We start from the raw sequence: 26,759 nt of genomic DNA on the forward strand, positions 1-26,759 counted from the left end.
ATGAACTATCTCTCTGTTGGGGACATGGCGCTGAATTTCCAGATGCGACGCCACAATGCAGCGCTGGATACGAAATTGGCGACCCTTACCCAAGAAGTGACGTCTGGTATCAAGTCCGATCTCGGCGCCGCCGTATCCGGAGACTTCGGCGCGCTCTCCGCGATCGATCGGAGCCTGAGATTGTTCGACGCATTCGACCTCGCCACTACCGAGGCGAGCCAATATGCAGACGCGATGCAACGCAGCCTCGAGCGGATCGGCAACCTCGACGACGGCATCAGCACGGCCCTCATGTCCGCCGCCACCACCTCCAGCAAGATCATGATCGACGCGACCGTCGCGTCGGCAGCCGAAAAGTTCGACGCGCTGATCGCAACGCTCAACACGAATTCTGTCGGACGCTACATATTTGCGGGCGATCAAGGAGATACGACCCCGCTATCCGATGCCGAAACGATTATCACGTCTCTGTCTGCGGAGATTTCAGGGGCGACGAATGCGACGGATGTACTCGCGACCCTCGATACGTGGTTCGCCGACCCAAGCGGTTTCAGCGCAACCTCCTATCAAGGTGGCGAAGCCAGGGGCAAATTCCACATCACAGAGGGCGAAACCGCGGCGATCGATGTCACCGCAAATGACCTGCGCGTCAAAGACGCGATCAAGGGCTACGCCATAGGCACGCTTTTGGACCGAGGTTTGTTTGACGGTGACCTGGCCCAGCGAAGTGCGCTTGCGAAGGAAGCGGGCGAGAGAATTCACTCGGGATCTCTCGCAACCGTCGAACTCGCCGCGGAAGTCGGTTCGTTCGAAGGCAAAGTCGCCTCAGCAGCCACGCGAAACGATACTGAACGCGCCAGCCTTGAAATTGCACGGACGAAACTCATCGGCGCCGACCCGTACGCCTCGGCAACCGCGCTCGAAGCGGTACGCTCCCAGATCGAGACGCTCTATCTTCTGACAAGCCGGCTCGCCAACCTCTCGATGACGGATTACATGTGATGTGGCGCTGGTTGCTAGTTGCCCTCGTTTTCCTTCCGCAGATCGCTCTTTGCGCCCCGATCCGCATTAAGGATCTGGTCGAATTCGACGGAGTGCGCGGGAACGATCTCGTCGGCTATGGTCTGGTGGTTGGATTGAACGGCACGGGCGACGGATTACGTAACGCTCCCTTTACCGAAGAGATCATGTCGAACATGCTCGAACGGCTCGGCGTTAACGTTACCGGGGAACAGTTTCGACCGAAGAACGTCGCCGCCGTGATGATCACGGCGAGCCTGCCACCCTTCGCGCGCGCCGGAAGCCAAATCGACATCACCGTCTCCGCAATTGGTGACGCCAAGAGCCTTCTTGGCGGCACCCTCGTGATGACCCCTTTGAAAGCGGCAGATGGCGAAATCTATGCGGTCGCGCAGGGAGCGATCATTGCCGGCGGCGCTGTGGCACAAGGTAACGCCGCTTCGGTGACTCAAGGCGTTCCGACCTCGGGAAATATTCCGTCGGGCGCGCGCGTCGAGCGCGAAATCGCCTTCGAGATTAACGACCTCAATACGGTGCGCCTCGCGCTGCGCACGCCCGACTTCACCACTGCAAGCCGAATTGAAACCGCCATTAACCGCGAATACGGCCGGCGCGTCGCAGAAATGCTCGACGGCGGCACTGTCGCTTTGGACATTCGCGAGACCCGCGCGCGCTCGGTCGCGCATGCGATCGGCCGGGTAGAGAATCTCAGTGTCGAACCAGAACAGCGCGCCCGGGTCGTGGTCGACCAGCGTTCGGGTACGATCGTCATGGGGGAAGACGTGCGGATTTCGCGCGTTGCCGTCAGTCAGGGAAATCTGACCCTCAAAGTGGAGGAAAGCCCCCTTGTGGTGCAGCCCAACCCGTTTTCGCAAGGAGATACGGTTGTCGTCCCCAGATCGCAGGCGACTCTCACAGAAGAGCCAGGCATTCGCATGGCCGAAGTCCCACAGGGCAGCTCGCTATCGGAATTGGTCGCGGGGCTCAACGCGCTCGGCGTTAGCCCGCGCGACATGATCGACATCCTCAAGAGCATCAATGCCGCGGGCGCGTTGCATGCAGAGTTTGTCGTGAATTGACCTGAAGCCTCGAGAACGACTGCCCTGAAACAAGCGAAGCGGAACCTTGCGGTTCCGCCTCTGCGCCTGAACTTTCAGGAAGTGGTGCCGGTGATAGGACTCGAACCTACGACCCCATCATTACGAATGACGTGCTCTACCAGCTGAGCTACACCGGCACTGTGGCGGGCGATTACCATGCTCTTTCGGGGATGTGTAGCCCCAAAATGATCAAGCTGTCGCAGTTCCGCTTTGCGTCTCCTTCGATGCACTTGCAGCCTCGCCTTCCTCCTTCGGCGGATCGACGATTTCCGCGTCCTGAATGGGGGCGTCTTCGGCTTCATCTTCTTTCTTGGGCGAGGGTTCGGCACTCGGCTTGCCCACGATCAAGGGCAGCATCTCCGCCCCATGCGGCAGCGGCGACTGCGCCTGTTGCGGCTCGCGCCAGCTGAGCGTGTCGAAGCCACCGCAATTGTCACAGATCGGCGTCCATTCGGACTGAATGTTCTGACATTTGTCGCAGCACCATTGCGGACCGCGCGGTGCAGTCAGGGCCCGGGCCAACCACCCGCGCACGACGACATCCTCCGCCCCTTCACCGCGCTCGACCGCCGCCATGATCGTCAGCGATCGGGCCGTCGGATGTGTCTCGACGAGATCGCCCAGCGCCCGGCGCGCCGCAGGGAAATCTTCGGCCGCGATGTTCAGTTCCGCTTTCAGAAGGCGGGTTTCCTCATGATCGGGACGGCTCGAAAGCAGCTTCGAGAATCGCTTCAGCCGTGCTTCCGGCGTCTCATCCGGGGTAATCTCCGCGAAAGCGGTCGCAAGATCCGGATGCGGCCGCACTTCCCAAGCCTTCCGCAAGATACGCTCCGCCGCGCCTTTCTTGCCCTTGTCGATATAGGCGCGCGCCGCCATCACGACGGCAGGCACCAGATCGGGCGACGCTTTGGCGGCCGAAATAGCAGCTTCGCGCGCCTCGACGCTCGCACCTTCCTGCCAGACGCCCTTTGCCTCTTGCAGCGCGAGGACAGCATCGCGGCGCTTATGCACGTCACGCGGCAATTCGCCCTGGCGCATCTTCGCCTGCAAAATCTCCCGCGCGCCTTTCCAGTCGCCCGTCTCAGTCTGCAGCCCCAGAAGCGTATCCTGAACTTCACGGTGACGCGGTTTGATCGCGTAGGCTTTCTGCGCGAGCTTCAGCGCCGTTTCGGTATCGCCCTCTTCAAGCTTCTGGCGCAGCAGCCCGCGAATCCCCACGAACCGCGTGCGGTCATCGGCGAGGAGCCGTTTGTAAACTTCGGTCGCTTTCTTCGAGTCGCCCGAGGCTTCCGCCGCCTGCGCAGTGAGAAGGTTGGTCAGCTCCGGCCGTTGTAGATAGCGCTCGGCCTTCGCCGCTTTCGACATGGCGAGCTTGCCCTCGCCGGATGCGGCCGCGAGCAGCCCTTCGGACAAAGCCTGATAGCCTTTGCGCTCGCGATGCCGGTCGAAATAGCGGGTGATCGCGGTTTCGTCGCCCGCAAGGAAGCGCAGGAAGGCGACCACCAGACCGACGACCCGGATCACAATCCAGATCGCGATGAAAAGGATGATCGCCGCGATCACCGCCTGCAGCGGGCCCAAGGTGAATTCCATGCCGAGCGTCGTGATCCGCAGACCGCCCGTCATCTCGGCGAGATGCGCGAGGCCCAGGGTCGCCGCGGCGACGATAATCAGAAACAGCGCGATTTTGATGAATGACCAGATCATGTCCGTCTCCTTATTGCGTCGCGCCAAGCTGGTTGGCCGCGTCGAGCGCAGCCACCCGTGCTTTCGCCTGGTTCACCCAGTCGGACATCGCCTCCTGCGCGGGGTCGGGCAGTTTCGCGATCTCGTCGAGCGCCTCGGACAAGGCCCCCCGGTCGACATCGGCCTGCGCCCGCGACAGCACCGCATCCGCGCTATTGCCCTCTTTCGGCGCGACCGAGCGTGCCCCGGTCTGAGCCAGAAGGAACGCGCCGACGCGATCGCTGATCGAGCCGCCCGTCTCGGTGCGGCGCGCCGCCTGAAGCGCTGCCCGCGCGGAATCGGGGAAGCTCGATTGCAGCGACTGAAGGCTCGGAATGTCGCCATTGAGCGCCGCCGGGATTTCGACACCTGCGTCGCGCAGATCGGCAAGCGGCGCGTCAAGCGACGTGCCCGCATCCAGCGCCGCTTTCACGCGCGCCGCCGCAGCCTGCGTCATCGCCGCCTTGGCGGCCGCTTCGCTTTGCGATTTCAGGTTCTGCGCCTGCGCTTCGGCTTCCTTGATCCGGGCTTCGGCGGCTTTCGCGGCTGCTTCGATCTCGGCTTGCGCCGCACTGCCGCCAGTGTCGGTCTGCAGCGACGCGATCTGAGATTTCAGATCCTCCAGCGCGGATTTGTTCGCCCGGATATCCGCATTGACCTGATCGAGCGCGCCTTGAACGCCCGACAGATCCGGCGCGGGCGGCTGCGACGATTTCAGGGTCGCAATCTCTTCGGAGAGTTGGCCGATTTGCTTCGATTGGTCATCGAGCTTGGCTTGAATGGCCGCCTCGTCCACCGGGGCCGGCGCGGTCGGCAGCCATCCGGAAAGTTGCGGCGGCAGGTTGGGGATCGCCCAGATCGCGACGCCCGCCCCGATTACAGCCGCAATCACACCGCCCAAGAAAGCAGATCCGAACCCGCCGCGCTTTTCGATCACCGGCTGGGGCGAGGTGTTCGCCTTTGCCGTATCGCTTTTCGGCGGGGTCTTATCGGTGGTTGTGGCGCTGCTAGTCGTCGCGGCGCTCGCAGGCTTCTCGGCCTGCGCTTTATCTTCCGATGCGCCGCTTGCGGTCGACTTCTTCGGCTCGGCCTCCGGTTTTGCACTGGTCGTGGCCGGGGTCGAGGTCGTCTCAGCCTTCGCAGTCGCAGAATCGGACTTCAGCGCCGCATCGGATTTCGCAGGCGTCTCCGCCTTGATTGCCGGCGTGGAGGTCGGCTTGGCGGTCCCGGTCGTGCTCTTGGACGTATCCGCTTTGGTCGCAGGCGTAGACGTGGGGGACGACTTCGCGGGCGTGCTCGATTTCGATGCCGTAGCAGGCTTGCTGGACGCGGCCGCGCTCGACTTGTCCGTCGCCTCGGGAGTCGTGGCGGCCTTGCTATCCTTCGGGGTTTGCGAAGAGGTTGCGTCGGATTTGGTCTCGGACTCGGTCGTCGATTTCGCGTCTTCCGGCTTGCTCGTATCGGAAGATTTCCCGGTTGTCCGTTTCGCCATCGTCTAAGCCCTCCACTGCCGCACCAAATTGCGCGTTCACATCAACTTAGAAGTCAGTCCGCGACTGCTCAACCCGCCTTTTGCCTTTGCAGCAAGACGGCTAGCGCATCGAGCATCCCTTGCGCATCGGGATGCGGGGCAACTTCCAGATGGCACAAGCTAGCGCTTTTGAGGCGAGACGCCACTGCCTCGCTCATGGCTGCGACAAAGAGCGGCGGCTTAGGCGCATCGGGCATAGAATTTAGGAAGCGATCCGCCGCGTTTGGCGAGAAAATCGGCACCAAAACGGGGCGCGATGCGCGCAGTACCGCCTGCGCTTCCTCGCTCAACGGACGTGAGACCTGGCGGTAAATGATCGCGGATTCAGTCTCTATTCCGGCGGAATTCAGCCGGTTTTCGAGATCGAATGCGACCTGCTCTCCCCGAAGAAAGAGCAGTTTTCCGCCGAGCTCCCGCTGCGCGATCATTTCGCTCAACGCCTCCGCATCGCCCGGTCCAGAGATCGCATCGAACCCGGCCTCCCGCGCCGCCTGCGCCGTGCGCTGTCCCACGCAATAGGCGCGGCGGCCCTGTCCCTGAGCCAGTCGCTGGAAAGCAGCCACGGCATTTTGCGAGGTGAAGATCGCAGTCTGAAACTCGGGGATCTGTACGTCCAGCGCCTCAATCTCCGTGAGTGGAGACATAACGACGGGCCAATCCTGCCCAAACCTGTTGCGGAATGCCTCGACGAATCCCTCTGACGCGACGGCGGGTCGCGTGACGAGGAGAATCGGTCTCTCAGGCTGGCTGTCCATCCACCGCCCCGGGATTGTGCGAACGCTTCCCCGGTGTTACCTGCGTTGGATAACCCACGCAACAGGCGCCCCGATGACCGATACGCTGACCTTTCTCGGGCTGGAATCGAGCTGCGACGATACGGCAGCGGCGATCGTGCGCCTGACGGATGGCCAGCCGGAGATCCTCTCGAGCGTCGTCGCCGGGCAGACCGATCTGCATGCGGCCTTTGGCGGCGTGGTCCCCGAAATCGCCGCGCGCGCCCATGCCGAGAAGCTCGATCTCTGCGTCGAAGAGGCGCTGGAAGAGGCCGGGCTTGGGCTCGACGCGCTTGACGGCATCGCGGTGACGGCGGGTCCGGGGCTGATCGGCGGGGTGATGTCGGGCGTGATGTGCGCCAAGGGCCTCGCCGCCGGGGCGGGTCTGCCGCTGGTTGGCGTGAACCACTTGGCGGGCCATGCGCTGACCCCGCGCCTGACCGATGGGCTGGCCTTTCCCTATCTGATGCTGCTGGTCTCCGGTGGGCATTGTCAGTTCCTGATCGCGAAAGGGCCGGAGGATTTCTCGCGGCTCGGTGGCACGATCGACGACGCGCCGGGCGAGGCCTTCGACAAGGCGGCGAAGCTGATGGCCCTGCCCCAACCCGGCGGACCCTCCGTCGAGGCCGAGGCGCGCAAGGGCGATCCCAAGGCTTTTGCCTTTCCGCGGCCTCTTTTGGATCGGCCGGGTTGCGATATGTCCTTCTCCGGGTTGAAGACCGCGCTGCTGCGCGCCCGCGATCAGGTGGTGGCAGAGCATGGCGGGCTGCCGCGCCAGATCCGCGCCGATCTTTGCGCGGGTTTCCAGCAGGCGATTGCGGATGTTCTTGTCGAGAAATCGCGGCGCGCCTTGGCGGAATACCTGAAACTCGCGCCCGCCAACCCCGGCTTCGCGGTCGCAGGCGGTGTCGCGGCAAATCAGGCCATTCGGGCTGGATTAGAGACTGTTTCACGTGAAATGGGCGCGGATTTCGTGGCCCCGCCCTTGAAGCTTTGCACCGATAACGCGGCGATGATCGCATGGGCCGGGATCGAGAGATTCCGCAGTGGCGCGCAAGACGGGATGGACCTGACCGCCCGCCCCCGCTGGCCGCTGGATCGCAGCGCCGCCCCGCTTCTTGGATCGGGAAAGAAGGGGGCCAAGGCATGAGTATTTCGGTTCTGGGCGCGGGCGCTTTCGGCACGGCGATGGCGGTGACGCTGTCGCAAAACGGGCCGGTGACCCTTTGGGCGCGCGATGCCGAGCAAGTGCAGGCCATGCGCGAGAGCCGTGAAAACTCGCGCCGCCTTCCGGGTGTAAAACTGCCCGAAAACGTCACTGTTTCGGCGGAAATCGCAGATGCACTGCAGGCCGAGACGCTACTTCTCGCGATGCCGATGCAGAAGATGGCCGGGTTTCTCGACACCCATTCCGACACGCTTACGGGTAAGACCCTCGTCTCCTGCTCCAAGGGGATCGATCTTTCTACCGGCCAAGGGCCGACGGCCCTGATCCGCGCGAAAGTCCCGGGGGTGCGGGCTGCCGTGCTGACCGGGCCGAGCTTTGCCGGAGATATTGCGCGCGGCCTGCCGACTGCGCTTACGCTGGCCTGCGCCGATCATTCCGAGGAGCTGCAGGCCGAGCTGTCGACGCCGACGCTGCGGCTGTATCGCACGACCGACACGACCGGGGCGGAACTCGGCGGCGCGCTGAAGAACGTCTATGCGATCGCCGCGGGCACCGTGATCGGCGCAGGGCTCGGGGATTCCGCACGCGCCGCGCTTATGACCCGCGGTTTCGCCGAGATGCTGCGGATCGCGACGGAACTGGGCGCCCGGCCCGAGACGCTGTCGGGCCTGTCCGGCTTCGGCGATCTGGTGCTGACCTGCACCTCGACGCAATCGCGCAATTTCCGGTTCGGCTGCGCGATCGGCTCGGGCGAAGTCTTCGATCCCTCGATTACCGTCGAGGGGGCCGCGACCGCGAAGGCCCTGAACAAGCTGGCCCATGCGCGCGAGCTGGAGATTCCGGTCGCCGCGATGGTTCTTGCGCTTACCGAACAGTCAATCAGCGTGGATGAGGCGATGCAGGCTCTGCTCGCCCGCCCCTTGAAGGAGGAATGAGATGTATTTTGCCGTGATCTGCCGTGACAAGCCCGGCGCCCTGCAAACCCGGATGGACAACCGCGAGAAGCACCTCGCCTATATCGAAGAGACCGGCGTTGTCTTCATGGCGGGCCCGTTTCTCGAGAATGACCAGATGGTCGGCTCGCTCGTGATCGTGGAGGCCGAGAGCCTCGAGGCCGCACAGGACTGGGCCGCGAACGATCCCTATGCCAAGGCGGGGCTGTTCGAGGATGTGCAGGTCAAGGCGTGGAAAAAGGTGATCGGCTGATGCGGTACTGGCTGTTCAAATCGGAACCCAACAAGTTTTCCTGGGACGATCTGGTCGCCAAGGGCGATGCGGGCGAGGAATGGGACGGCATCCGCAACTATCTCGCGCGTAACAACATGCGCGAGATGAAGGTCGGCGATCGCGGCCTGTTCTACCATTCGAATATCGGCAAGGAGGTCGTCGGCATCTGCGAGGTCGTGGCCGAGACCCATCCGGATTCCACCACCGACGATCCGCGCTGGGATTGCGTGGACCTCAAGGCGGTGCGGCCCTTCACCAAGCCGGTCACGCTGGCCGATGTGAAAGGCGAGCCGCGCCTGTCGGAGATGTCGCTTGTGACCTCGATGCGGCTGTCGGTTCAGCCGGTCACCGAAGAGGAATGGAAGATCGTCTGCGAGATGGGCGAGACCGATCCGACCTGAACCGGATAAAACAGGAGGGTTCCGGCACCCCAGCCAGAACCCTCCTTCACCCACGTGCACCCCTACGCACCACACGTGAAACTAAATCTCGGGTCTGGCCATCCTGGCCTCTGCCTTATGCGTATATGCAAAGATGCGGTCGCGCAAATGGCATCTACGGACAATATTCCTAAAATTCAGGGCGTTAACCGAAAACTCACGCCGCAAACGCGTGATTGCCATAGCGCGCTGCCGCGCTAATCTAGAGGCATGCAGCCGGTCATTCTCGTCGCCCATGGATCCCCGTCCGAGCCTGAAATTCAGGAGAAGGCTCTCTTTTCCTTGGCCAATAAGGTCTCGGAGGAGATGCCGGGCCGCAAGATAGACGCGGCGACCCTTGCAAAACCCGGGTCGTTGGAGGCTGCCTTGGCGCGGCACGATAATCCGGTGATCTATCCCTATTTCATGGCGCAGGGCTGGTTCACCAAGACCGAACTTCCGCGGCGGCTGGCGGCGGCTGGCTCACAAGCGCGCCAGTTGGAGCCGTTTGGCGTCGACCCTGCGCTGCCCGATCTGCTGACCAGAGTAATCCTTGAGGCCCGCGCTTCGAAGGGAATCCCAGCCGACTCGCCCCTGATTCTCGTAGCGCACGGGTCGAAAATATCGCGAAAATCGCGCAATTCGGTTTACGACATGGCCGAAACCTTGGGCCGCAATTCCGCGATGCCGGAGATTCATGTGGCCTTGATCGAAGAGCCCCCGTTCCTCGAAGATGTGGCCCGCGCGCACCCGGATGGCGTGTGTCTGCCCTTCTTCGCGCTGCGGGCGGGACATGTGACAGGCGATATTCCCGAGGCCTTGCAAGCAGCTAGCTATCGGGGGCACCTTTTGCCCGAAATCGGGGCCCATCGTGAGGTTCCCGTCCTGATTGCACAGGCGGTTTCGCGTGTCTGATCACGAACCTTCACGGACTCGTAGATTGTCACATAGCTGTTACATAATGTTTGCATAAGCGTCACCGAAGACCCCTAGGACCGCGCTGAGGCCACTCGACGGCCCAAATTTGAGAACACTGGGAGTGATCTATGAAATCGTTCAACCTCGCCGCCTCCGCGATCGCGATCGTTGCCGCTTCGGGCACCGCCGCTTTCGCGCGTGACAACATCCAGGTCGCCGGTTCCTCGACCGTGCTGCCCTACGCCTCCATCGTCGCCGAAGCCTTCGGCGAAAACTTCGATTACCCGACCCCGGTCGTGGAATCGGGCGGTTCCTCGGCTGGCCTGAAGCGCTTCTGCGAAGGCGTTGGCGAAAACACGATCGACGTCGCGAACGCTTCGCGCAAGATCAAGGACAAAGAAGTCGCGACCTGCGCCGACAATGGCGTCACCGACATCATGGAAGTCCGCATCGGCTATGACGGCATCGTCTTCGCGTCGCAAAAAGACGGCCCGGCCTTCAACGCATTCACCCCCTCGGACATCTTCAACGCGCTCGGCGCGAAGGTCTTGAAGGACGGCGAAATCGTCGACAACGGCTACGCCAAGTGGAACGAGTTCAACTCCGACCTGCCGGATGCCGACATCATCGCCTTCATCCCGGGCACCAAGCACGGCACCCGTGAAGTCTTCGAAGAGAAGGTTCTGGAAGCTGGCTGTGAAGCGACCGGCGCGAAAGAAGCCTTCATCGCTTCGGGCATGGACGAAAAAGCAGCCGGCAAGGCCTGCATGGAAGTCCGCACCGACGGCAAGGCTGTCGACATCGACGGCGACTACACCGAGACCCTCGCCCGCATCGGCTCGAACCCGAACGGCATCGGCGTCTTCGGTCTGGCGTTCTACGAGAACAACACCGACAAGCTGAAAGTCGCGACCATGTCGGGCGTCGAGCCCTCGACCGAGACCATCGCTTCGGGCGAGTACCCGGTGTCGCGTCCGCTCTACTTCTACGTCAAGAAAGCGCATATCGGCGTGATCCCCGGCCTGAAAGAATACGCTGAGTTCTTCGTCTCCGACGAGATCGCTGGCCCCGACGGCCCGCTCGCTCAGTACGGCCTCGTTGCTGACCCGGAACTGGCCAAGACCCAGGACGCCGTGTCGAACGAAGTGACCATGGGTTCGGGCTCGTAATCGAGACCGCTATCTTCAGGGGGCGGCATATTTCGCTGCCCCCTTTTTCCTTTTTGGTTATTTTCAACTGGTGGGGCTGAAATGCCTGTTTTGTGGATCGTTGTGATCGTGGTCGTGCTGGCAGTCGTCGGCTTCGTGATGGGCCGTATGCGTGCGCTGCATTCGGCAGGCGAAGACCGACGGTCTCTGCACAGCCTGCCGAATTACTACGGCTTCAACGTCGCGATGTTCACCGCCGTGCCGGCTCTTCTCCTGCTGCTGGTCTGGATGGTGGCGCAGCCGCTGATCGTGAATACCCGCGTCTCCGCCGAGATCCCCGAGGCGCTGCTGGATGGCTCGAACATGAGCCTCGTGATGTCCGATGTCCGGCGCGTCGCGGATGGTCTCGACACCGCAATTGCCCAAGGCGCGCTGAGCGCACGGCAAGCCGCGAATATCGATCTGCAAACCACGGACCTGCGCGAGGTTCTCGGCTCGGTCGGGGTCGCGCTCGGCTCCAGTGTCGATCCGGCGACGCTGAACGCGGCGCAGACCTATCGCGGCATGACCTCGACGGGCGATCTGGCGATGACGGTACTGGTCCTGCTGGCAGCCATCGCGGGCTTTGCCTTCGCCTACCTGCGCACGAACAAGGATTTCCGCGCCCGCAACACGGTGGAGAAAGGCGTGCGCGTTCTGCTGATCGCCGCGGCCTCCATCGCGATCCTGACGACGATCGGTATCGTTCTGTCGCTGGTCTTCAACACGATCGAGTTCTTCCGCCTCTATCCGATCACCGACTTCTTCTTCGGCACGACCTGGTCGCCGAGCTTCGGCGGCGGATCGGAGCTGGGCATCTTGCCGCTTCTCTGGGGGACGCTCTACATCTCGCTGGTGGCCCTTCTGGTCGCGGTGCCGATCGGGCTGTTCGCCGCCGTCTACCTGTCGGAATACGCGACCAAATCGGTGCGCGGCGTCGTGAAACCGCTGCTCGAAGTGCTCGCCGGTATCCCGACCATCGTTTACGGCCTTTTCGCGCTGCTGACCGTGGGCCCGTTCCTGCTGTCGATCTTCGGCGCGAATGGTCCGACCGCGGCGATGGCCGATGGCGGCTGGATGCATGCGGGCACGGCCGTAATGACCGCGGGTCTGGTGATGGGCATCATGCTGATCCCCTTCGTCTCCTCGCTGTCCGACGACATCATCAACGCAGTGCCGCAAAGCTTGCGCGACGGCTCCTACGGCCTCGGCGCGACGAAATCCGAAACGATCAAGCAGGTTATCCTGCCCGCAGCCCTGCCCGGCATCGTCGGCGCGGTGCTTCTCGCGACCTCGCGCGCCATTGGCGAGACGATGATCGTGGTGCTGGGCGCAGGCGCCGCCGCGCGGCTCAGCATGAACCCGTTCGACGCCATGACCACCGTCACCGCCAAGATCGTCTCGCAGCTGACCGGTGACGCCGATTTCGCCTCCCCTGAGGCGCTGGTCGCCTTCGCACTCGGCATGACGCTGTTCGTCCTGACGCTCGGGCTCAACATCTTCGCGCTCTACATCGTGCGCAAATACCGGGAGCAATACGAATGAGTGATGCGACCCAACACGGCGCAGGCCAACCCGCGACGCGTTCGCTGCATCATCTCGATGCGCGCACGAAACGCCGCAACGCCTCCGAGAAACGCTTCAAGGCACTCGGCATCGGCGCGATCGGGATCGGTCTCGCGTTCCTCGTGATCCTGCTGGTGACGATCGTCTCCAACGGCGCGACCGCGTTTCAGCAGACCTTTGTCGAGGTGCCGGTCTATCTGGACGCCGCGAAGCTTGACAAGAAGGGCAACCGCGATCCGGAGGATCTGAAGAAGGCGACAACCTTCACCTACAAGCCGCTGATCGAGAAAGCTCTGCTCGACGCGGTGGAGAAATCCGGCGCGACGACCGATCTCGCCAAGGCGAAGGACATGAAGAACCTGATCTCGGCCTCGGCTGCGAGCCAGGTGCGCGACGCGGTCCTCGCCGACCCGTCGCTGATCGGCACGACGGTGGATTTCAAGATCCTCGCCTCGTCGCGGGTGGACAGCTACCTCAAGGGCCGCGTGCATCGCGACGAGATCGCCAAGGACAAGAACATCACCGTGGCGCAGCTCGACCTCGTCGATCAGCTTCGCGATGCGGGCATCATCCATAAAGGTTTCAACTGGGCCTTCATCTTCGGCGCCGACGCCTCCGACAGCCGTGCCGAGCAGGCCGGGATCGGGATCTCGATGCTGGGCTCGTTCTACATGATGCTGGTGGTGCTGGTGCTTGCCCTGCCGATCGGGGTCGCGGCCTCGATCTATCTGGAAGAATTCGCACCGAAGAACCGCTTCACCGATCTGATCGAGGTGAACATCTCGAACCTCGCGGCGGTGCCCTCGATCGTCTTCGGTATCCTCGGCCTCGCGGTCTTCATCCAGTTCGCGCATCTGCCGCAATCGGCCCCGCTGGTCGGTGGCCTCGTGCTGACGCTGATGACCCTGCCGACGATCATCATCTCGACCCGCGCCGCGCTAAAAGCCGTGCCGCCCTCGATCCGCGACGCAGCCCTCGGCGTTGGCGCATCGAAAATGCAATCCGTCTTCCACCACGTTCTGCCGCTGGCCATGCCCGGCATTCTGACCGGCACGATCATCGGCCTGGCGCAGGCTCTGGGCGAGACCGCACCGCTCCTGCTGATCGGGATGGTGGGCTATATCGCGACCAACTCGCCGGACGGGTTCCTCGACGGGTTCGTCTCGCCCAACTCGGCCATGCCCGCGCAGATCTACGAATGGGCCAAGCGCGCCGACCCGGCATTTTACGAACGCGCCTGGGGAGGTATCATCATTCTGCTGATCTTCCTTCTGGGCATGAACATCATCGCCATCATCCTGCGCCGCAAATTCGAGCGTCGTTGGTAAGGGAGCGCGAGAAATATGGAAGACATGAGCCTGACGGAGAGAGCCGTGACCACTGACGACATCAAGATCACCGCACGCAACGTGCAGGTCCATTACGGCGACACCCACGCGATCAAGGACGTCGATGTCGACATTCTCGACAAGACCGTAACTGCGTTCATCGGCCCGTCGGGCTGCGGGAAGTCGACCTTCCTGCGCTGCCTGAACCGGATGAACGACACGATCGATATCTGCCGCGTCGAGGGCGACATCAAACTCGACGGCGAAGACATCTACGACAAGCGCGTCGATCCGGTGCAGCTGCGCGCCAAGGTCGGCATGGTGTTCCAGAAACCGAACCCCTTCCCGAAGTCGATCTACGACAACGTGGCCTATGGGCCGAAAATCCACGGCCTCACGAAGAACAAGGCCGAGCTGGATCAGGTGGTAGAGGACTCGCTGCGCAAGGCCGCGCTGTGGAACGAGGTGAAAGATCGCCTGCACGCGCCCGGCACCGGACTTTCGGGCGGTCAGCAACAGCGCCTGTGCATCGCACGCGCCGTGGCGACCTCGCCGGAAGTGCTGCTGATGGACGAGCCCTGCTCGGCGCTCGACCCGATCGCGACCGCGCAGGTCGAGGAGCTGATCGACGAACTTCGGGCGAATTTCTCGGTGGTGATCGTGACGCACTCGATGCAGCAGGCCGCACGCGTCAGTCAGAAGACCGCGTTCTTCCACCTCGGAAACCTCGTCGAATACGACGACACGGACAAGATTTTCACCAACCCGTCCGACAGCCGGACGGAAAGCTACATTACCGGCCGTATCGGCTGAGGAGGCTAATAATCATGAGCGAGCACATTCTTTCCGCCTTCGACCGCGACCTTGAGGCGGTGCAGGCATTGGTCGTCAAAATGGGCGGCCTCGTCGAGGAACAGATTCTCGAAAGCGCCCGCGCCCTCGAAGTGCGCGATCTCGAACTGGCCGAGCAGATCCGGGCCCGCGACCGTGCCGTCGACGAGCTGGAAGAGAAGATCAACGAAGAAGCCGCGCGCCTGATCGCCCTGCGTGCCCCCGCCGCGCGCGACCTGCGCATGGCGCTCTCGGTCATCAAGATCTCGGCGAGCCTCGAGCGGGTCGGCGATTACGCAAAAAACATCGCCAAGCGCACGCAGGTTCTGTCCGACGGGCCGCAGATCAGCGGCACCGCGACCGCGATCCGCCGCATGGCGGGGACGACGGAGGCGATGCTGAAAGACGCGCTCGACGCCTATATCCAGCGCGACCCGAAACTGGCCGCCGATGTGCGCGAGCGCGATCTTGAAGTGGACCAGATGTATAACGCGCTGTTCCGCGAATTCCTGACCTACATGATGGAAGACCCGCGCAACATCACGCCCTGCATGCACCTGCATTTCATCGCGAAGAATATCGAACGGATGGGCGACCATGCGACGACGATCGCCGAGCAGGTGATCTACCTCGTGACCGGCGAAATGCCGGAAGACGCGCGCCCGAAAAGCTCGAGCGTAATGTGACGGAGACCTGAGAAATGTCGCCAGCCCAACAACCCTGTGTCCTTGTGGTTGAAGACGAAAACGCCCAGCGCGAAGTTCTCAGCTACAACCTCGAAGCCGAAGGGTTTCGCGTAGTGATGGCGGAGAACGGAGACGAGGGCCTCTTGTTCCTGAAGGAAGAGAAGCCCGATCTGATCGTGCTGGACTGGATGCTGCCCAACGTCTCGGGCATCGAGATTTGCCGCCGCGTGAAGGCCAATTCCGAGACCCGCAACATTCCTGTCATCATGCTCTCGGCACGCTCCGAAGAGGTGGACCGGGTGCGGGGCCTCGAGACCGGCGCGGATGACTACGTCGTGAAACCCTATTCGGTCGTCGAGCTGATGGCGCGCGTCCGCACCCAGCTGCGCCGCACGCGGCCCGCGACGATGGGCGAGCGGCTGAGCTTCGAGGACATCATCCTCGATGCCGAGGAACATCGCGTCTTCCGCAACGGCCAACCGCTGAAACTCGGGCCGACCGAGTTCCGGCTGCTCTCGACGATGATGGAAAAACCGGGCCGCGTCTGGACCCGCGATCAACTGCTCGACCGGGTCTGGGGCCGCGACATCTATGTCGACACCCGCACTATCGACGTCCATGTCGGGCGGCTGCGCAAGGCACTGATGGCCAATGGCGGGGATGATCCGGTGCGCACGGTGCGCGGCACGGGCTACGCGCTGGGATAAAGCGAAACAGGCGCGCGGATCACCGCGCGCCTTTTCAATTCAGTCCTTCAGGCACAGCTTGCACGAGGCAAGCGCCGCCATGTTGAGGATGTCGTTCACCGTCGACGTGGTCGAGCACAGCTGCACCGCGTGGCTCGTCCCGGTCAGGATCGGGCCGATCACGGTGGCGCCCGCCATCTCCTGCATCAGTTTCACAGAGATCGAGGCCGAATGGCGTGCCGGCACGACGAGAATGTTGGCGGGGCCGGTCAGACGGCAGAACGGATAGTTCTTCATCTGATCCATGTTGAGTGCCACATCGACGGTCATCTCGCCATCATACTCGAAATCCGCCCCGCGCGCGTCGAGCACCTTCGGCGCGACATGCATCTTCGTGGCCCGTTCCGACACCGGATAGCCGAAGGTCGAGAAGGAACAGAAGGCCACGCGCGGCTCGAGGCCCAGACCGCGGGCGACATGCGCGCCCGCCGTCGCGATATCGGCCAGATCGTTCTCGTCGGGCCATTCATGCACCAGCGTATCGCCGATCAGCACCACGCGACCCTTGTTCAGCAGGGCGGTGATCCCGACAGCACCATCCGAGGGCTTCGCGTCGATCACCTTGTTGATCAGCTCCAACACATGCGCCGATTTCCGGGTCGCGCCCGTGACCATCGCGTCGCCATGCCCATGCACCAGCATCAGCGCCGCGAAGACATGCCGGTCGCGCGTCGCCAGCTTATGCGCATCCTCGCGGTCCACACCCTGCCGCTGCAGGCGCTTATACAGGAAGTCCTTGTAGGTCTCGGTATGCTTGGAGTTGGCCGCATTGACCACGCGCAGCTCGCGATAGGCATCGCCCAGGCCAGCCGCTTCGAGCTTTTCCTTCACGTCCTGCTCACGGCCCACGACCAGCGCCTCGCCCATGCCGGAGCGCTGATAGGCCACAGCGGCGCGCAGCACCCGCTCGTCATCACCCTCGGCAAAGATCATCTTCGCCTGAGCCTGACGCGCACGGCTCTGGATGCCCTGCAGGATCGACGCGGTCGGGTCCATCCGGGCTTTCAGGCTTTGGGCGTAGCCTTCCATGTCGATGATCGGACGCCGCGCGACACCGGTATCCATCCCGGCTTTCGCCACCGCCGGCGGGATCACGTGGATCAGCCGCGGATCGAAGGGCGTCGGAATGATGTAATCGCGCCCGAAGCTGAGCTTGCGCCCATAGGCCATCGCGACCTCGTCGGGCACATCCTCGCGCGCCAGTTCCGCCAAGGCGTTGGCGCAGGCGATCTTCATCTCGTCATTGATCGCGCGGGCATGGATGTCGAGCGCGCCGCGGAACAGGTAGGGGAAGCCGAGGACGTTGTTCACCTGGTTCGGATAGTCCGACCGCCCCGTCGCCACGATCGCATCGGGACGCACCGATTGCGCCTCTTCCGGCGTGATCTCCGGGTCCGGGTTCGCCATCGCGAAGATCACCGGATTGTCGGCCATCGACTGCACCATCTCGGGCGTCACCGCGCCCTTGGCCGACACGCCGAGGAACACATCCGCGCCCTCCATCGCCTCTTCGAGCGAGCGCGCATCGGTCACCGCCGCATGGGCCGATTTCCACTGGTTCATGCCCTCGGTGCGCCCCTGATAGATCACGCCCTTGGTGTCGCACATGATGCAATTGTCATGCTTCGCGCCCATCGCCTTCACAAGCTCCAGACAGGCGATGCCCGCAGCGCCCGCGCCGTTGAGCACGATCTTGCAGTCTTCGATCTTCTTGCCCGACAGCTCCAGCGCGTTGATCAGCCCCGCCGCACAGATCACCGCCGTGCCGTGCTGATCGTCGTGGAACACCGGAATGTCCATCAGCTCCTTGAGCCGCTGCTCGATGATGAAACATTCCGGCGCCTTGATATCCTCGAGGTTGATCCCCCCGAAGGTCGGCCCCATCAGCTTCACCGCGTTGATGATCTCGTCGGCATCCTCGGTATCCAGCTCGATATCGATCGCGTTCACGTCGGCGAAACGCTTGAAGAGGACCGCCTTGCCCTCCATCACCGGTTTCGAGGCCAGCGCCCCGAGATTGCCAAGCCCCAGAATGGCCGAGCCGTTCGAGATCACGGCGACCATGTTCCCCTTCACAGTGTAATCGTAGGCCAGTTCGGGGTTCTCGGCGATTGCCTCCACCGGCACGGCAACGCCCGGGCTGTAGGCCAGCGACAGATCGCGCTGCGATGTCATGGGCTTCGACGCGGTGATGTCGTATTTCCCCGGATGCGGGTCGAGGTGATAGGCCAAGGCCTCCTCGGGCGTGATACGGTTCTTGCTGGGCATTGGGCCGGCTCCTCCTGCAGGTCCGAACCCGTTTAACGTCCCGTGATCCGTCACTCAACGGAATTGCGCCCGAATCCGGGGTTTTGTAGGGTCGCGCGACCAGCAAATGGGGGGCACATGGCCAAGCCGACCGTCACACCGATGATGGAACAGTATCTGGGGATCAAGGAGGCCAATCCGGGCGCGCTCCTGTTCTATCGGATGGGTGATTTCTACGAGATGTTCTTTCAGGACGCGGTCGATGCCGCATCCGCCCTCGATATCGCGCTGACCAAGCGCGGGCAGCACATGGGCGAGGACATCGCGATGTGCGGCGTTCCCGTGCACGCGGCCGAGGGCTATTTGCTCACGCTGATCCGAAAAGGCTTCCGCGTGGCGATTGCCGAGCAGATGGAGGACCCGGCCGAAGCGAAGAAGCGCGGCTCGAAATCCGTCGTGAAACGCGATGTGGTGCGGTTGGTCACGCCCGGTACGCTGACCGAGGAAAGCCTGCTGGAGGCGCGCCGCCACAACTTCCTCGCCGCCTGGGCGGAAGTGCGTGACGAGGCCGCGATCGCCTGGGTCGATATCTCCACCGGCGAGTTCCGCGTGACGCCCTGCCCGCTGTCGCGACTGGGCCCCGAGCTTGCCCGGCTCGCGCCGCGAGAAGTTCTGGTCAGCGAGGCGAAAGAGGCCGATTGCGCCGAAATAGTCTCTGATATGCGAGCTGCAATGACGCCCTTGTCGCGTGCGAGCTTCGACAGTCAGGCCGCCGAGACGCGGCTTCTGTCGCTATATTCCATCGGGTCGCTCGATGCGTTCGGCAGCTTCACCCGCGCCGAGATGGCCGCGATGGGGGCGATCGTCGATTACCTCGAGATCACGCAGAAAGGGAAGCTGCCCCTGCTGCGCCGTCCCGTGCATGAAGACAGCGGCGCGGCGATGCAGATCGACGCCGCCACGCGGCGTAATCTGGAGCTGACGCAGGCTCTGTCGGGCGGACGCGAGGGCTCGCTCCTCAACGCCATCGACCGCACCGTGACGGCTGGCGGGGCACGGCTTCTCGAACGCCGGATCTCCGCCCCGTCCCGGAACCTGAGCGAGATCCATGCACGGCACGATTCCGTGCGTTTTCTGCTGGAACAGGGTCGATTTGCCGAAGATATCCGCGCCGATCTGAAGCGCTGCCCCGATATGGATCGCGCACTGTCGCGCCTCGCCCTCGACCGCGGCGGGCCGCGCGACATGGCCGCGATCCGCAACGGGTTGGAGCAGGCCGAGCGGATCGCCGAAGCCGTTGCAGCCGTCGAGGCCCCACCACTTCTCGCCGAGGCAGCCAAGGCGCTCACGGGCCACGACGATCTAACCGCCCTTCTGGATGCGGCGCTCATCGCGGAGCCGCCGCTTCTTGCGCGCGATGGCGGCTTCATTGCGGCGGGCTACGACGAGGATCTCGACCAGACGCGCCAGCTGCGCGACGAGGGCCGCGGCGTGATCGCGAAAATGCAGGCGGAATACATCGAGGCCACGGGCATCAATTCGCTGAAGATCAAGCACAACAACGTGCTGGGCTACTTCATCGAAACCACGGCCACCCATGCCGAGAAGATGCTCGCCCCGCCGCTGTCGGAACGCTTCATCCACCGTCAGACCACCACAAACCAGGTGCGTTTCACGACCGTCGAACTGAGCGAGATCGAAACCCGGATTCTCAATGCCGGAAATCATGCGCTTGAGATCGAAAAAAGGCTCTATTCTAGCCTAAGACAGGGAATTCTCGACCGCGCGGGCCCGATCAATGAGGCCTCGCGCGCACTTGCCGAAATCGACCTCGCCAGCGCTTTCGCGACACTCGCCCGCAACGAAGACTGGACAGAACCCACCGTCGATGACAGCCACGCGTTCGAGATCGAAGGCGGGCGACATCCGGTCGTCGAAGCCTCGCTAAAGAAATCCGGCGAGCCTTTCATCGCGAATGACTGCGAACTGACCGAGGGCGCGACCCCCGCGATCTGGCTGCTCACCGGTCCCAACATGGCCGGTAAATCGACCTTCCTGCGTCAAAACGCCCTGATCGCGCTTCTCGCCCAAGCGGGCAGCTTCGTTCCGGCGAAATCCGCCCATATCGGCCTTGTGTCCCAACTCTTCAGCCGTGTCGGTGCGGCGGACGATCTGGCACGGGGCCGGTCGACCTTCATGGTCGAGATGGTCGAAACCGCCGCGATCCTCAATCAGGCCGATGACCGCGCTCTGGTCATCCTCGACGAGATCGGCCGCGGCACCGCGACCTATGACGGGCTCTCGATCGCCTGGGCGGTCATGGAGCATCTGCACGCCTCCAACCGTTGCCGCGCGCTCTTCGCGACGCATTACCACGAGATGACCGCGCTTTCGGCCAAGCTCGACGGCGTCGAAAATGCGACCGTCGCGGTGAAGGAGTGGGAAGGCGAGGTGATCTTCCTGCACGAGGTTCGCAAAGGCGCCGCCGACCGCTCCTACGGTGTTCAGGTCGCGCGCCTCGCCGGGCTTCCGCATTCCGTCGTGGAACGCGCCCGGATTGTGCTAGATGCGCTGGAGAAGGGCGAACGCGAAGGTGGCGGCAAGAAACAGGCGGTGATCGACGATCTGCCGCTGTTTTCAGTGTCTAACACACCGCAACCGGCCGCCGCGCCCGCCGGTCCGTCGGAGTTGGAAGAGCGGCTGAAAGCCCTCATTCCAGACGATATGACACCGAAAGACGCGCTCAACGCCCTCTACGAGCTTCGCGCGCTTCTCACGGAGTGATCTTCGTTTTGGGGAAAATATCCCGGGGGTCTGGGGGCAGCGCCCCCAGCCTTGCCGATCAGGATTTCGGAGTGGAGCTGACGCCCACTTTCGCCGGCCGCAGCAGCCGGTCGTGGATCATGAAGCCGTTCTCCATGACCTGAATAATGTCGCCGGCCTTGGTGCCGGGCGCGGGCGCTTCGAACATCGCCTCATGCATCTGCGGGTCGAATTTCTCACCGACCTCGGGCGCCACCGTGGTGATGCCGTGACGGGCGAACACGTTCAGCAATTCGCGCTGGGTCAGCTCGACGCCTTCGAGGAACGGCCCGGCCTGCGAACGAACATCCTCATTCGCGGCTTCGAGCGCACGCGAGAGCGCGTCGAACACGGGCAGCATGTCGCGCGCCAGACGCGTCCCACCGTAATTCGAGGCTTCCTGACGCTCTTTGTCGGCACGTTTGCGCGCATTCTCGGCATCCGCCAGCGCGCGCATGAATCGGTCGCGATAATCGTCGCGCTCCGCACGCAATGCCTCGAGCTCGTCTTCCTCATGGGACAGCACATCCTCGAAGCTCTCGTCGATATGCGCCTGATCCTCGGCAATCTCGTCTTTTTTCTCGCTCATGCCATTCATCCTTTGCCCTGGCCGGAGATCATCCGCCCGACCAGTTGCGCTGTGTAGTCCACGATCGGCACGATGCGCCCGTAGTTGAGCCGGGTCGGCCCAATCACGCCCACCGCACCAATGATCTTTCGGTCAGCGTTCATATATGGAGAGACAACCAAAGAGGAACCCGAAAGAGAGAAAAGTTTGTTCTCCGAGCCAATAAAAATACGCACGCCCTCGCCATCCTCGGCCAGATCGAGGAATTCGGCGATGTCGCGCTTCCGCTCGAGATCGTCGAACAGCGAGCGAATGCGGTCGAGGTCGTCTTCGGAGCCCAAAAGATTGGCACGACCGCGCACGATCAGCCGCTCGTAGCGCTCGCCTTTATTCTCCCAGGCTGCCAATCCGCTGTCGATCAGCTCGGTCGCGAGCGAATCGATTTCGGTGCGGTGATTTGCGATTTCGCGGGCGATGTGACCACGCAGCTCCGACAAGGTCTTCCCCTCCGCCATCGCGTTGAGGAAATTCGCGGCCTCCCGCATCGAGGACGGCGTCTGACCCAGCGGCGGCGTGAAGACGCGGTTTTCCACCTGCCCGTCCGCGAAGACGAGCACCACCAGCGCCCGGTCCGGCGAGAGCGAGACGAATTCGATATGCCGGATCGGGGCCTCGTGTTTCGGCGTCAGAACGAGGCTCGCGCCCTGCGTCATCCCCGAGAGCGCGCTGGAAACCCGGTCCAACAAAGACCCTACATCGCCTGAATTCGCGCCCATCGTGGCATCGAGCGCAGCGCGGTCCTCGTCGCCGAGATGGTTCACCTCCATCACCCCATCGACGAACAGCCGCAGACCCGTCTGGGTCGGAACACGTCCGGCGGAGACATGGGGGCTGTCCAGAAGGCCGAGATATTCGAGGTCCTGCATCACGTTGCGGATCGTCGCCGCAGACAGCTTCTCGTTCATCTCTCGGGTCAGGCTCCGAGAGCCCACGGGACCGCCGGTCGTGAGATAGCCTTCGACCACCCGGCGAAACACTTCGCGGGAGCGGTCGTTCAGTTCGGAAAGAATATCGTTCTGGTCACTCATCGCGCTTCATCCCTGCTGACTTAAAGCCGCGCGAAGCCGAAGGTCAATCACGGCACGGGGGTTGCATCGCTGCGCATGGGCGATCAAATGGGGTGAATTCATTAGAAAGGTCCCCACGATGCGCCCATCCGGCAGAGAGTTAAGTGAACTTCGCCCGATTTCAATCGAGACCGGGGTTACGAAACACGCAGAAGGGTCTTGCCTGATCAAAATGGGCGACACCCATGTGCTGTGCACCGCCACGATCGAAGACCGCGCGCCGTCTTTCCTCAAAGGCTCCGGCCTTGGCTGGGTGACGGCAGAATACGGCATGCTGCCGCGCGCAACCAACACGCGTAATCGTCGTGAGGCCGCTGCGGGCAAGCAAGGTGGAAGAACCGTTGAAATTCAACGACTTATCGGCCGCGCCCTGCGCGCTGGCGTTGATCGTTCGGCGCTTGGCGAACGTCAGATCGTCGTCGATTGCGATGTGATCCAAGCCGATGGCGGCACGCGCTGCGCCTCGATCACCGGCGGTTGGGTCGCGCTGCGTCTCGCCACGAACAAGCTGATGAAATCGGGCGCCTGCACCTCCGATCCGCTGCTCGATCATGTCGCAGCCCTGTCCTGCGGGATTTACGCGGGCCAGCCGGTCGCCGATCTCGACTATGCCGAGGATAGCGAAGCGGGCACTGACGGGAATTTCATCATGACCGGGCGCGGCAAGTTGATCGAAGTGCAGATGTCGGCCGAAGGCGCGACATTCTCGCGCGAACAGATGGATCGGCTTCTCGATCTGGCCGAGGAAGGCGCTGCGAAGCTTGTCGAAATGCAGAAAGCCGCAGTCGAATGAGAAGCTTCACCGAAAAGAAGCTGCTGGTTGCGACCCATAACGCCGGAAAGCTCGAGGAGATCAAAGCGATCCTCGCGCCTTTCGGCGTCGAGGTCGTCGGCGCGAAGGAAATGAACCTCCCCGAGCCGGAAGAGACAGAGAGCACCTTCGTCGGCAATGCGCGGATCAAGGCCCATGCGGCGGCGAAAGCGACCGGGCTGCCCGCATTGGCTGACGATTCCGGCATCGAAGTCGACTGTCTCGACGGTGCGCCGGGCGTCTACACCGCCGATTGGGCGACCACGCCGAACGGGCGCGACTTCACCATGGCGATGGAAAAAACCTGGAAAGCCTGCGACGAGATCGAAGCGGAGCTGCCGCGGACCGCGCGCTTCCGCTCCACCCTGGTTCTCGCCTGGCCCGACGGGCATGACGAGGTGTTCGACGGCCGTGTCGAAGGTCAGCTGGTTTGGCCGATGCGCGGCGCTCTCGGGCATGGATATGACCCGATGTTCCAGCCCGATGGCTATGACCAGACCTTCGCGGAGATGGATCCCGCGCAAAAGAACGAGATTTCGCACCGTGCGGATGCTTTCCGCAAGTTTGTGACGATTTTCGACGCGAAATGACTGAGGATTGGCGGCACGGAGGGTTCGGCCTCTACCTTCACTGGCCGTTCTGTGCCGCCAAATGCCCCTATTGCGACTTCAATTCCCATGTCGCGACCGCCATCGACCAGAAACGATGGCTCTCTGCCTATCTCAGCGAACTCGACCGCTATGCCGCGCAGACGGAAGGCCGGATTCTGAACACGGTTTTCTTCGGCGGCGGCACACCCTCGCTGATGGATCCCGAGATCGTCGCCGCAATCATCGAGCGCATCCGCAGAAACTGGCAAACCAGCAACGACTTCGAGATCACCCTCGAAGCGAACCCCACAAGTGTCGAATCCGGGCGGTTTAGAGCCTTTTCCGAGGCTGGCGTGAACCGCGTCTCGATGGGGATGCAGGCCCTGAACGACGAAGATCTCCGTCGTTTGGGCCGAATGCACTCAGTCGCGGAAGGCCAGAAAGCTTTCGACATCGCGCGCAAGCAATTCGAGCGTGTGAGCTTCGATCTGATCTACGCGCGCCAGCACCAGACGATCGAAGATTGGAAAGCAGAGCTGGATGAGGCGCTGAAAATGGCGGTCGACCACCTCTCGCTCTATCAGCTGACCATCGAACCCGGCACGGTTTTCGGCGCGCGGCACGACGCGGGCAAGCTGCGCGGCATTCCTGAGGACGATATCTCCGCCGAGATGTATTTCGCGACGCAGGAAATCTGCGAGAAGCACGGCCTGCCCGCCTACGAGATCTCGAACCACGCGCGCCCGGGCGCCGAGAGCCGGCATAACCTGATTTACTGGCGTTATGGCGACTACATCGGCATCGGTCCCGGCGCACATGGGCGCCTTACCGAAGGCGGTGTCCGTCACGCTACCGATACGCTCAAACAGCCCGGCGCCTGGCTTGCGCAGGTGGAAAAAACCGGTGCCGGAGAGAATGAGCGCGCCGCGCTGCCCCGCGAAGAGCAGGCAATCGAGTATCTTCTCTTCGCGCTGCGCCTGTCCGAAGGGCTCGAGATGGAACGGTTCAACACCATCTCGCGTTCACCGCTCGATGAGGCGACAATGCGCCATCTTGAGGATATCGGCATGGTTGAGAGAGAGAACGGATTTCTGCGCGCGACGGATCAAGGCCGCCCGGTCTTGAACGCCATTATTCGCGATCTCATCCCCTGATGCGCATCCTCTGGCTCACGCTTGGCATCATCTCGGCCGGGATCGGGATCATCGGGCTATTTCTGCCGCTCGTCCCGACCGTTCCGTTGATGCTTCTGGCGACGTTTTGCTTCGCGCGATCCTCTGATCGTCTGCACAACTGGATCATCACCCATCCGCGCTTCGGACCGCAGATCATAGACTGGCAGGAGCGCCGCGCCATCGCGAAACGCGCGAAAATCGCGGCAACAGTGTCTGTTTTCGCGGCTTTCGGCCTGTCTTTGGTCTTCCGGTTACCGGTCGAAATCCTGGCAATTCAGGGGATCACCTTGCTCGGCGTCCTGATTTTCATCTGGACGCGCCCGAATAGCTGATCAGCCGTTGCTGAGCATCTGGCAAAGCTTGTCGAGCTCCTCCAGATCGTCGTAAGAAATCGTAATCTTGCCACCGCCGCTGCTGGTATGATCGATCGCGACCTTCATCCCGATCGTCGCGGACAAATCGCCCTCAAGCGCCCGCGTGTCAGCGTCTTTCTGGGGTTTTGGACGCGCTTTACGCTCTTCCCCGCCCTGCTGCTTCTTCGCAAGTTTCTCGACATCGCGCACCGAAAGCGTCTTCGCAACGGCCTGTTTCGCCAGGCTGACCGGATCTTCGGCGGTGATCATCGCCCGCGCATGACCGGCAGACAGCTTCCCTTCGCGCAGATAGACCTGCACTTCTTCGGGAAGCTGCAACAAACGCATCAGATTCGCGATATGGCTGCGGCTTTTCGACAGCGCCTCGGCCAGCTTCTCCTGCGTATGCCCGAAGCGGCTCATCAACTGCTTATACGCAAGCGCCTCTTCGAGCGCATTAAGGTCGGCGCGCTGAATATTCTCGATGATCGCGACTTCCAGCACTTCCGTGTCGTTGAATTCGCGAATGATGACCGGAAGCTGGTGCAGCTTGGCCATCTGCGACGCGCGCCACCGGCGTTCACCGGCCACAATCTCGTAATGATCGGGCTTCGTCGGGTGTTTGCGCACGATAAGCGGCTGAATCACGCCCTTTTCGCGGATCGATGACGCCAGTTCTTCCAAAGCGGCCGGTTCGAAATCGCGACGTGGCTGATCGGGGTTCGGCTCGATCTTTTCGACCGGGACATATTGCTCCGGACGACGCGGAGGCGCCGTCGTCTCGGTCGGATTCAAATCAACATCCGCCATCAAAGCCGACAAACCACGCCCCAATCCACGCTTTTCGCGTTCCTTCGCCAT

At 62.7% G+C, this 26,759-nt stretch carries 26 protein-coding genes and 1 tRNA gene; 19 read left to right on the forward strand and 8 right to left on the reverse strand.

Annotation, left to right across the window (positions count from 1 at the left end; all coding sequences use genetic code 11):
• Entirely contained in the window at positions 1 to 1,002 is a 1,002-nt protein-coding gene (locus BMI91_RS15790; RefSeq protein ID WP_078605847.1) for a flagellin, read from the forward strand.
• Entirely contained in the window at positions 1,002 to 2,099 is a 1,098-nt protein-coding gene (locus BMI91_RS15795) for a flagellar basal body P-ring protein FlgI (protein WP_078605848.1), read from the forward strand. Before BMI91_RS15790 ends, BMI91_RS15795 begins: the two co-directional genes overlap by 1 nt.
• Positions 2,100 to 2,181: 82 nt before the next feature.
• Here BMI91_RS15795 and BMI91_RS15800 read toward each other — a convergent pair.
• The 3 genes from BMI91_RS15800 to BMI91_RS15810 form a co-directional block, all read right to left on the reverse strand.
• Positions 2,182 to 2,257 (reverse strand) — tRNA-Thr (locus tag BMI91_RS15800).
• Between the two features lie 52 nt (positions 2,258 to 2,309).
• Entirely contained in the window at positions 2,310 to 3,827 is a 1,518-nt protein-coding gene (locus BMI91_RS15805; protein ID WP_078605849.1) for a heme biosynthesis protein HemY, read from the reverse strand.
• A gap of 10 nt (positions 3,828 to 3,837) precedes the next feature.
• Positions 3,838 to 4,782: a COG4223 family protein gene (locus BMI91_RS15810; RefSeq protein ID WP_158522186.1), complete on the reverse strand. Its 945-nt coding sequence runs from the start codon at positions 4,780 to 4,782 to the stop codon at positions 3,838 to 3,840.
• Positions 4,783 to 4,795: 13 nt separating this feature from the next.
• On the opposite strand from BMI91_RS15810, the gene BMI91_RS15815 reads away from it, so the two are divergent.
• Complete coding sequence (locus tag BMI91_RS15815; protein WP_146684127.1) at positions 4,796 to 5,344, forward strand: hypothetical protein; 549 nt, start codon at positions 4,796 to 4,798, stop codon at positions 5,342 to 5,344.
• A gap of 61 nt (positions 5,345 to 5,405) precedes the next feature.
• Here BMI91_RS15815 and BMI91_RS15820 read toward each other — a convergent pair whose 3' ends face one another.
• The gene (locus BMI91_RS15820) at positions 5,406 to 6,020 is read right to left on the reverse strand and encodes a uroporphyrinogen-III synthase (protein WP_158522187.1); all 615 of its coding nucleotides are present in this window, start codon (positions 6,018 to 6,020) and stop codon (positions 5,406 to 5,408) included.
• Between the two features lie 184 nt (positions 6,021 to 6,204).
• Here BMI91_RS15820 and tsaD point away from each other — a divergent pair, with 184 nt between their 5' ends.
• From tsaD to phoB, 11 genes are all read left to right on the forward strand, one after another.
• Entirely contained in the window at positions 6,205 to 7,299 is a 1,095-nt protein-coding gene (gene tsaD, locus BMI91_RS15825; RefSeq protein ID WP_078605853.1) for a tRNA (adenosine(37)-N6)-threonylcarbamoyltransferase complex transferase subunit TsaD, read from the forward strand.
• A complete protein-coding gene (locus BMI91_RS15830; RefSeq protein ID WP_078602430.1) occupies positions 7,296 to 8,252 on the forward strand; it encodes an NAD(P)H-dependent glycerol-3-phosphate dehydrogenase in 957 nt (318 codons plus the stop codon). The genes tsaD and BMI91_RS15830 overlap by 4 nt, the downstream gene beginning before the upstream one ends.
• A gap of 1 nt (position 8,253) precedes the next feature.
• Positions 8,254 to 8,523, forward strand: coding sequence for a YciI family protein (locus BMI91_RS15835; protein ID WP_078605854.1), 270 nt, complete (start codon positions 8,254 to 8,256; stop codon positions 8,521 to 8,523).
• Positions 8,523 to 8,945 carry an EVE domain-containing protein gene (locus tag BMI91_RS15840; RefSeq protein ID WP_078605855.1) on the forward strand — a complete coding sequence of 141 codons (423 nt, stop codon included), beginning with the start codon at positions 8,523 to 8,525 and terminating at the stop codon, positions 8,943 to 8,945. Before BMI91_RS15835 ends, BMI91_RS15840 begins: the two co-directional genes overlap by 1 nt.
• Before the next feature lie 405 nt (positions 8,946 to 9,350).
• On the forward strand, positions 9,351 to 9,878 hold the full coding sequence (locus BMI91_RS15845; RefSeq protein WP_158522188.1) for a CbiX/SirB N-terminal domain-containing protein: 528 nt from the start codon (positions 9,351 to 9,353) through the stop codon (positions 9,876 to 9,878).
• A gap of 131 nt (positions 9,879 to 10,009) precedes the next feature.
• Positions 10,010 to 11,050 carry a PstS family phosphate ABC transporter substrate-binding protein gene (locus tag BMI91_RS15850; RefSeq protein WP_078551035.1) on the forward strand — a complete coding sequence of 347 codons (1,041 nt, stop codon included), beginning with the start codon at positions 10,010 to 10,012 and terminating at the stop codon, positions 11,048 to 11,050.
• Between the two features lie 81 nt (positions 11,051 to 11,131).
• Positions 11,132 to 12,613, forward strand: coding sequence for a phosphate ABC transporter permease subunit PstC (gene pstC / locus BMI91_RS15855; RefSeq protein ID WP_078605857.1), 1,482 nt, complete (start codon positions 11,132 to 11,134; stop codon positions 12,611 to 12,613).
• Positions 12,610 to 13,962, forward strand: a complete 1,353-nt coding sequence (gene pstA, locus BMI91_RS15860; protein ID WP_078605858.1) for a phosphate ABC transporter permease PstA — start codon at positions 12,610 to 12,612, stop codon at positions 13,960 to 13,962. The genes pstC and pstA overlap by 4 nt, the downstream gene beginning before the upstream one ends.
• Before the next feature lie 15 nt (positions 13,963 to 13,977).
• Positions 13,978 to 14,775 (forward strand): phosphate ABC transporter ATP-binding protein PstB, encoded by a 798-nt coding sequence (pstB, locus tag BMI91_RS15865; protein ID WP_078522679.1) that lies wholly within the window; start codon positions 13,978 to 13,980, stop codon positions 14,773 to 14,775.
• A gap of 14 nt (positions 14,776 to 14,789) precedes the next feature.
• Entirely contained in the window at positions 14,790 to 15,479 is a 690-nt protein-coding gene (gene phoU, locus BMI91_RS15870) for a phosphate signaling complex protein PhoU (RefSeq protein WP_152844554.1), read from the forward strand.
• 14 nt (positions 15,480 to 15,493) lie between these two features.
• Positions 15,494 to 16,186, forward strand: coding sequence for a phosphate regulon transcriptional regulator PhoB (gene phoB, locus BMI91_RS15875; protein WP_078522678.1), 693 nt, complete (start codon positions 15,494 to 15,496; stop codon positions 16,184 to 16,186).
• Positions 16,187 to 16,225: 39 nt separating this feature from the next.
• Here phoB and BMI91_RS15880 read toward each other — a convergent pair whose 3' ends face one another.
• Complete coding sequence (locus BMI91_RS15880) at positions 16,226 to 18,493, reverse strand: NADP-dependent malic enzyme (RefSeq protein WP_078605859.1); 2,268 nt, start codon at positions 18,491 to 18,493, stop codon at positions 16,226 to 16,228.
• 117 nt (positions 18,494 to 18,610) lie between these two features.
• On the opposite strand from BMI91_RS15880, the gene mutS reads away from it, so the two are divergent.
• Entirely contained in the window at positions 18,611 to 21,256 is a 2,646-nt protein-coding gene (mutS, locus tag BMI91_RS15885) for a DNA mismatch repair protein MutS (RefSeq protein ID WP_078605860.1), read from the forward strand.
• A gap of 58 nt (positions 21,257 to 21,314) precedes the next feature.
• On the opposite strand, the gene BMI91_RS15890 is transcribed toward mutS, so the two are convergent.
• The gene (locus BMI91_RS15890) at positions 21,315 to 21,863 is read right to left on the reverse strand and encodes a nucleotide exchange factor GrpE (protein WP_078522675.1); all 549 of its coding nucleotides are present in this window, start codon (positions 21,861 to 21,863) and stop codon (positions 21,315 to 21,317) included.
• A gap of 5 nt (positions 21,864 to 21,868) precedes the next feature.
• Positions 21,869 to 22,930, reverse strand: coding sequence for a heat-inducible transcriptional repressor HrcA (gene hrcA / locus BMI91_RS15895; protein WP_078570602.1), 1,062 nt, complete (start codon positions 22,928 to 22,930; stop codon positions 21,869 to 21,871).
• Positions 22,931 to 23,048: 118 nt separating this feature from the next.
• Here hrcA and rph point away from each other — a divergent pair, with 118 nt between their 5' ends.
• Genes rph through BMI91_RS15915 form a run of 4 tightly spaced genes read left to right on the forward strand, consistent with a single transcriptional unit; the run spans position 23,049 to position 25,877 of the window.
• Entirely contained in the window at positions 23,049 to 23,762 is a 714-nt protein-coding gene (rph, locus tag BMI91_RS15900; protein ID WP_078605861.1) for a ribonuclease PH, read from the forward strand.
• Complete coding sequence (gene rdgB, locus BMI91_RS15905; protein ID WP_078605862.1) at positions 23,759 to 24,370, forward strand: RdgB/HAM1 family non-canonical purine NTP pyrophosphatase; 612 nt, start codon at positions 23,759 to 23,761, stop codon at positions 24,368 to 24,370. Before rph ends, rdgB begins: the two co-directional genes overlap by 4 nt.
• Complete coding sequence (gene hemW / locus BMI91_RS15910) at positions 24,367 to 25,524, forward strand: radical SAM family heme chaperone HemW (protein WP_078605863.1); 1,158 nt, start codon at positions 24,367 to 24,369, stop codon at positions 25,522 to 25,524. The genes rdgB and hemW overlap by 4 nt, the downstream gene beginning before the upstream one ends.
• On the forward strand, positions 25,524 to 25,877 hold the full coding sequence (locus BMI91_RS15915; protein ID WP_078551026.1) for a YbaN family protein: 354 nt from the start codon (positions 25,524 to 25,526) through the stop codon (positions 25,875 to 25,877). Before hemW ends, BMI91_RS15915 begins: the two co-directional genes overlap by 1 nt.
• Here the strand turns inward: BMI91_RS15915 and BMI91_RS15920 are convergent, their stop codons facing one another.
• Positions 25,878 to 26,759 (reverse strand): ParB/RepB/Spo0J family partition protein, encoded by an 882-nt coding sequence (locus BMI91_RS15920; protein ID WP_078605864.1) that lies wholly within the window; start codon positions 26,757 to 26,759, stop codon positions 25,878 to 25,880.

This window comes from Thioclava sediminum (genome assembly GCF_002020355.1).
Lineage (GTDB): Bacteria > Pseudomonadota > Alphaproteobacteria > Rhodobacterales > Rhodobacteraceae > Thioclava > Thioclava sediminum.

Excerpts from the sequence above, each read along its gene's own strand:
- BMI91_RS15790 (WP_078605847.1), top strand. The coding sequence starts at position 1 with ATGAACTATCTCTCTGTTGGGGACATGGCGCTGAATTTCCAGATGCGA.
- BMI91_RS15795 (WP_078605848.1), top strand. The coding sequence starts at position 1,002 with ATGTGGCGCTGGTTGCTAGTTGCCCTCGTTTTCCTTCCGCAGATCGCT.
- BMI91_RS15805 (WP_078605849.1), bottom strand. The coding sequence starts at position 3,827 with ATGATCTGGTCATTCATCAAAATCGCGCTGTTTCTGATTATCGTCGCC.
- BMI91_RS15820 (WP_158522187.1), bottom strand. The coding sequence starts at position 6,020 with ATGTCTCCACTCACGGAGATTGAGGCGCTGGACGTACAGATCCCCGAG.
- tsaD (WP_078605853.1), top strand. The coding sequence starts at position 6,205 with ATGACCGATACGCTGACCTTTCTCGGGCTGGAATCGAGCTGCGACGAT.
- BMI91_RS15830 (WP_078602430.1), top strand. The coding sequence starts at position 7,296 with ATGAGTATTTCGGTTCTGGGCGCGGGCGCTTTCGGCACGGCGATGGCG.
- BMI91_RS15835 (WP_078605854.1), top strand. The coding sequence starts at position 8,254 with ATGTATTTTGCCGTGATCTGCCGTGACAAGCCCGGCGCCCTGCAAACC.
- BMI91_RS15840 (WP_078605855.1), top strand. The coding sequence starts at position 8,523 with ATGCGGTACTGGCTGTTCAAATCGGAACCCAACAAGTTTTCCTGGGAC.
- BMI91_RS15850 (WP_078551035.1), top strand. The coding sequence starts at position 10,010 with ATGAAATCGTTCAACCTCGCCGCCTCCGCGATCGCGATCGTTGCCGCT.
- pstC (WP_078605857.1), top strand. The coding sequence starts at position 11,132 with ATGCCTGTTTTGTGGATCGTTGTGATCGTGGTCGTGCTGGCAGTCGTC.
- pstA (WP_078605858.1), top strand. The coding sequence starts at position 12,610 with ATGAGTGATGCGACCCAACACGGCGCAGGCCAACCCGCGACGCGTTCG.
- pstB (WP_078522679.1), top strand. The coding sequence starts at position 13,978 with ATGGAAGACATGAGCCTGACGGAGAGAGCCGTGACCACTGACGACATC.
- phoU (WP_152844554.1), top strand. The coding sequence starts at position 14,790 with ATGAGCGAGCACATTCTTTCCGCCTTCGACCGCGACCTTGAGGCGGTG.
- phoB (WP_078522678.1), top strand. The coding sequence starts at position 15,494 with ATGTCGCCAGCCCAACAACCCTGTGTCCTTGTGGTTGAAGACGAAAAC.
- BMI91_RS15880 (WP_078605859.1), bottom strand. The coding sequence starts at position 18,493 with ATGCCCAGCAAGAACCGTATCACGCCCGAGGAGGCCTTGGCCTATCAC.
- mutS (WP_078605860.1), top strand. The coding sequence starts at position 18,611 with ATGGCCAAGCCGACCGTCACACCGATGATGGAACAGTATCTGGGGATC.
- BMI91_RS15890 (WP_078522675.1), bottom strand. The coding sequence starts at position 21,863 with ATGAGCGAGAAAAAAGACGAGATTGCCGAGGATCAGGCGCATATCGAC.
- hrcA (WP_078570602.1), bottom strand. The coding sequence starts at position 22,930 with ATGAGTGACCAGAACGATATTCTTTCCGAACTGAACGACCGCTCCCGC.
- rph (WP_078605861.1), top strand. The coding sequence starts at position 23,049 with ATGCGCCCATCCGGCAGAGAGTTAAGTGAACTTCGCCCGATTTCAATC.
- rdgB (WP_078605862.1), top strand. The coding sequence starts at position 23,759 with ATGAGAAGCTTCACCGAAAAGAAGCTGCTGGTTGCGACCCATAACGCC.
- hemW (WP_078605863.1), top strand. The coding sequence starts at position 24,367 with ATGACTGAGGATTGGCGGCACGGAGGGTTCGGCCTCTACCTTCACTGG.
- BMI91_RS15915 (WP_078551026.1), top strand. The coding sequence starts at position 25,524 with ATGCGCATCCTCTGGCTCACGCTTGGCATCATCTCGGCCGGGATCGGG.
- BMI91_RS15920 (WP_078605864.1), bottom strand. The coding sequence starts at position 26,759 with ATGGCGAAGGAACGCGAAAAGCGTGGATTGGGGCGTGGTTTGTCGGCT.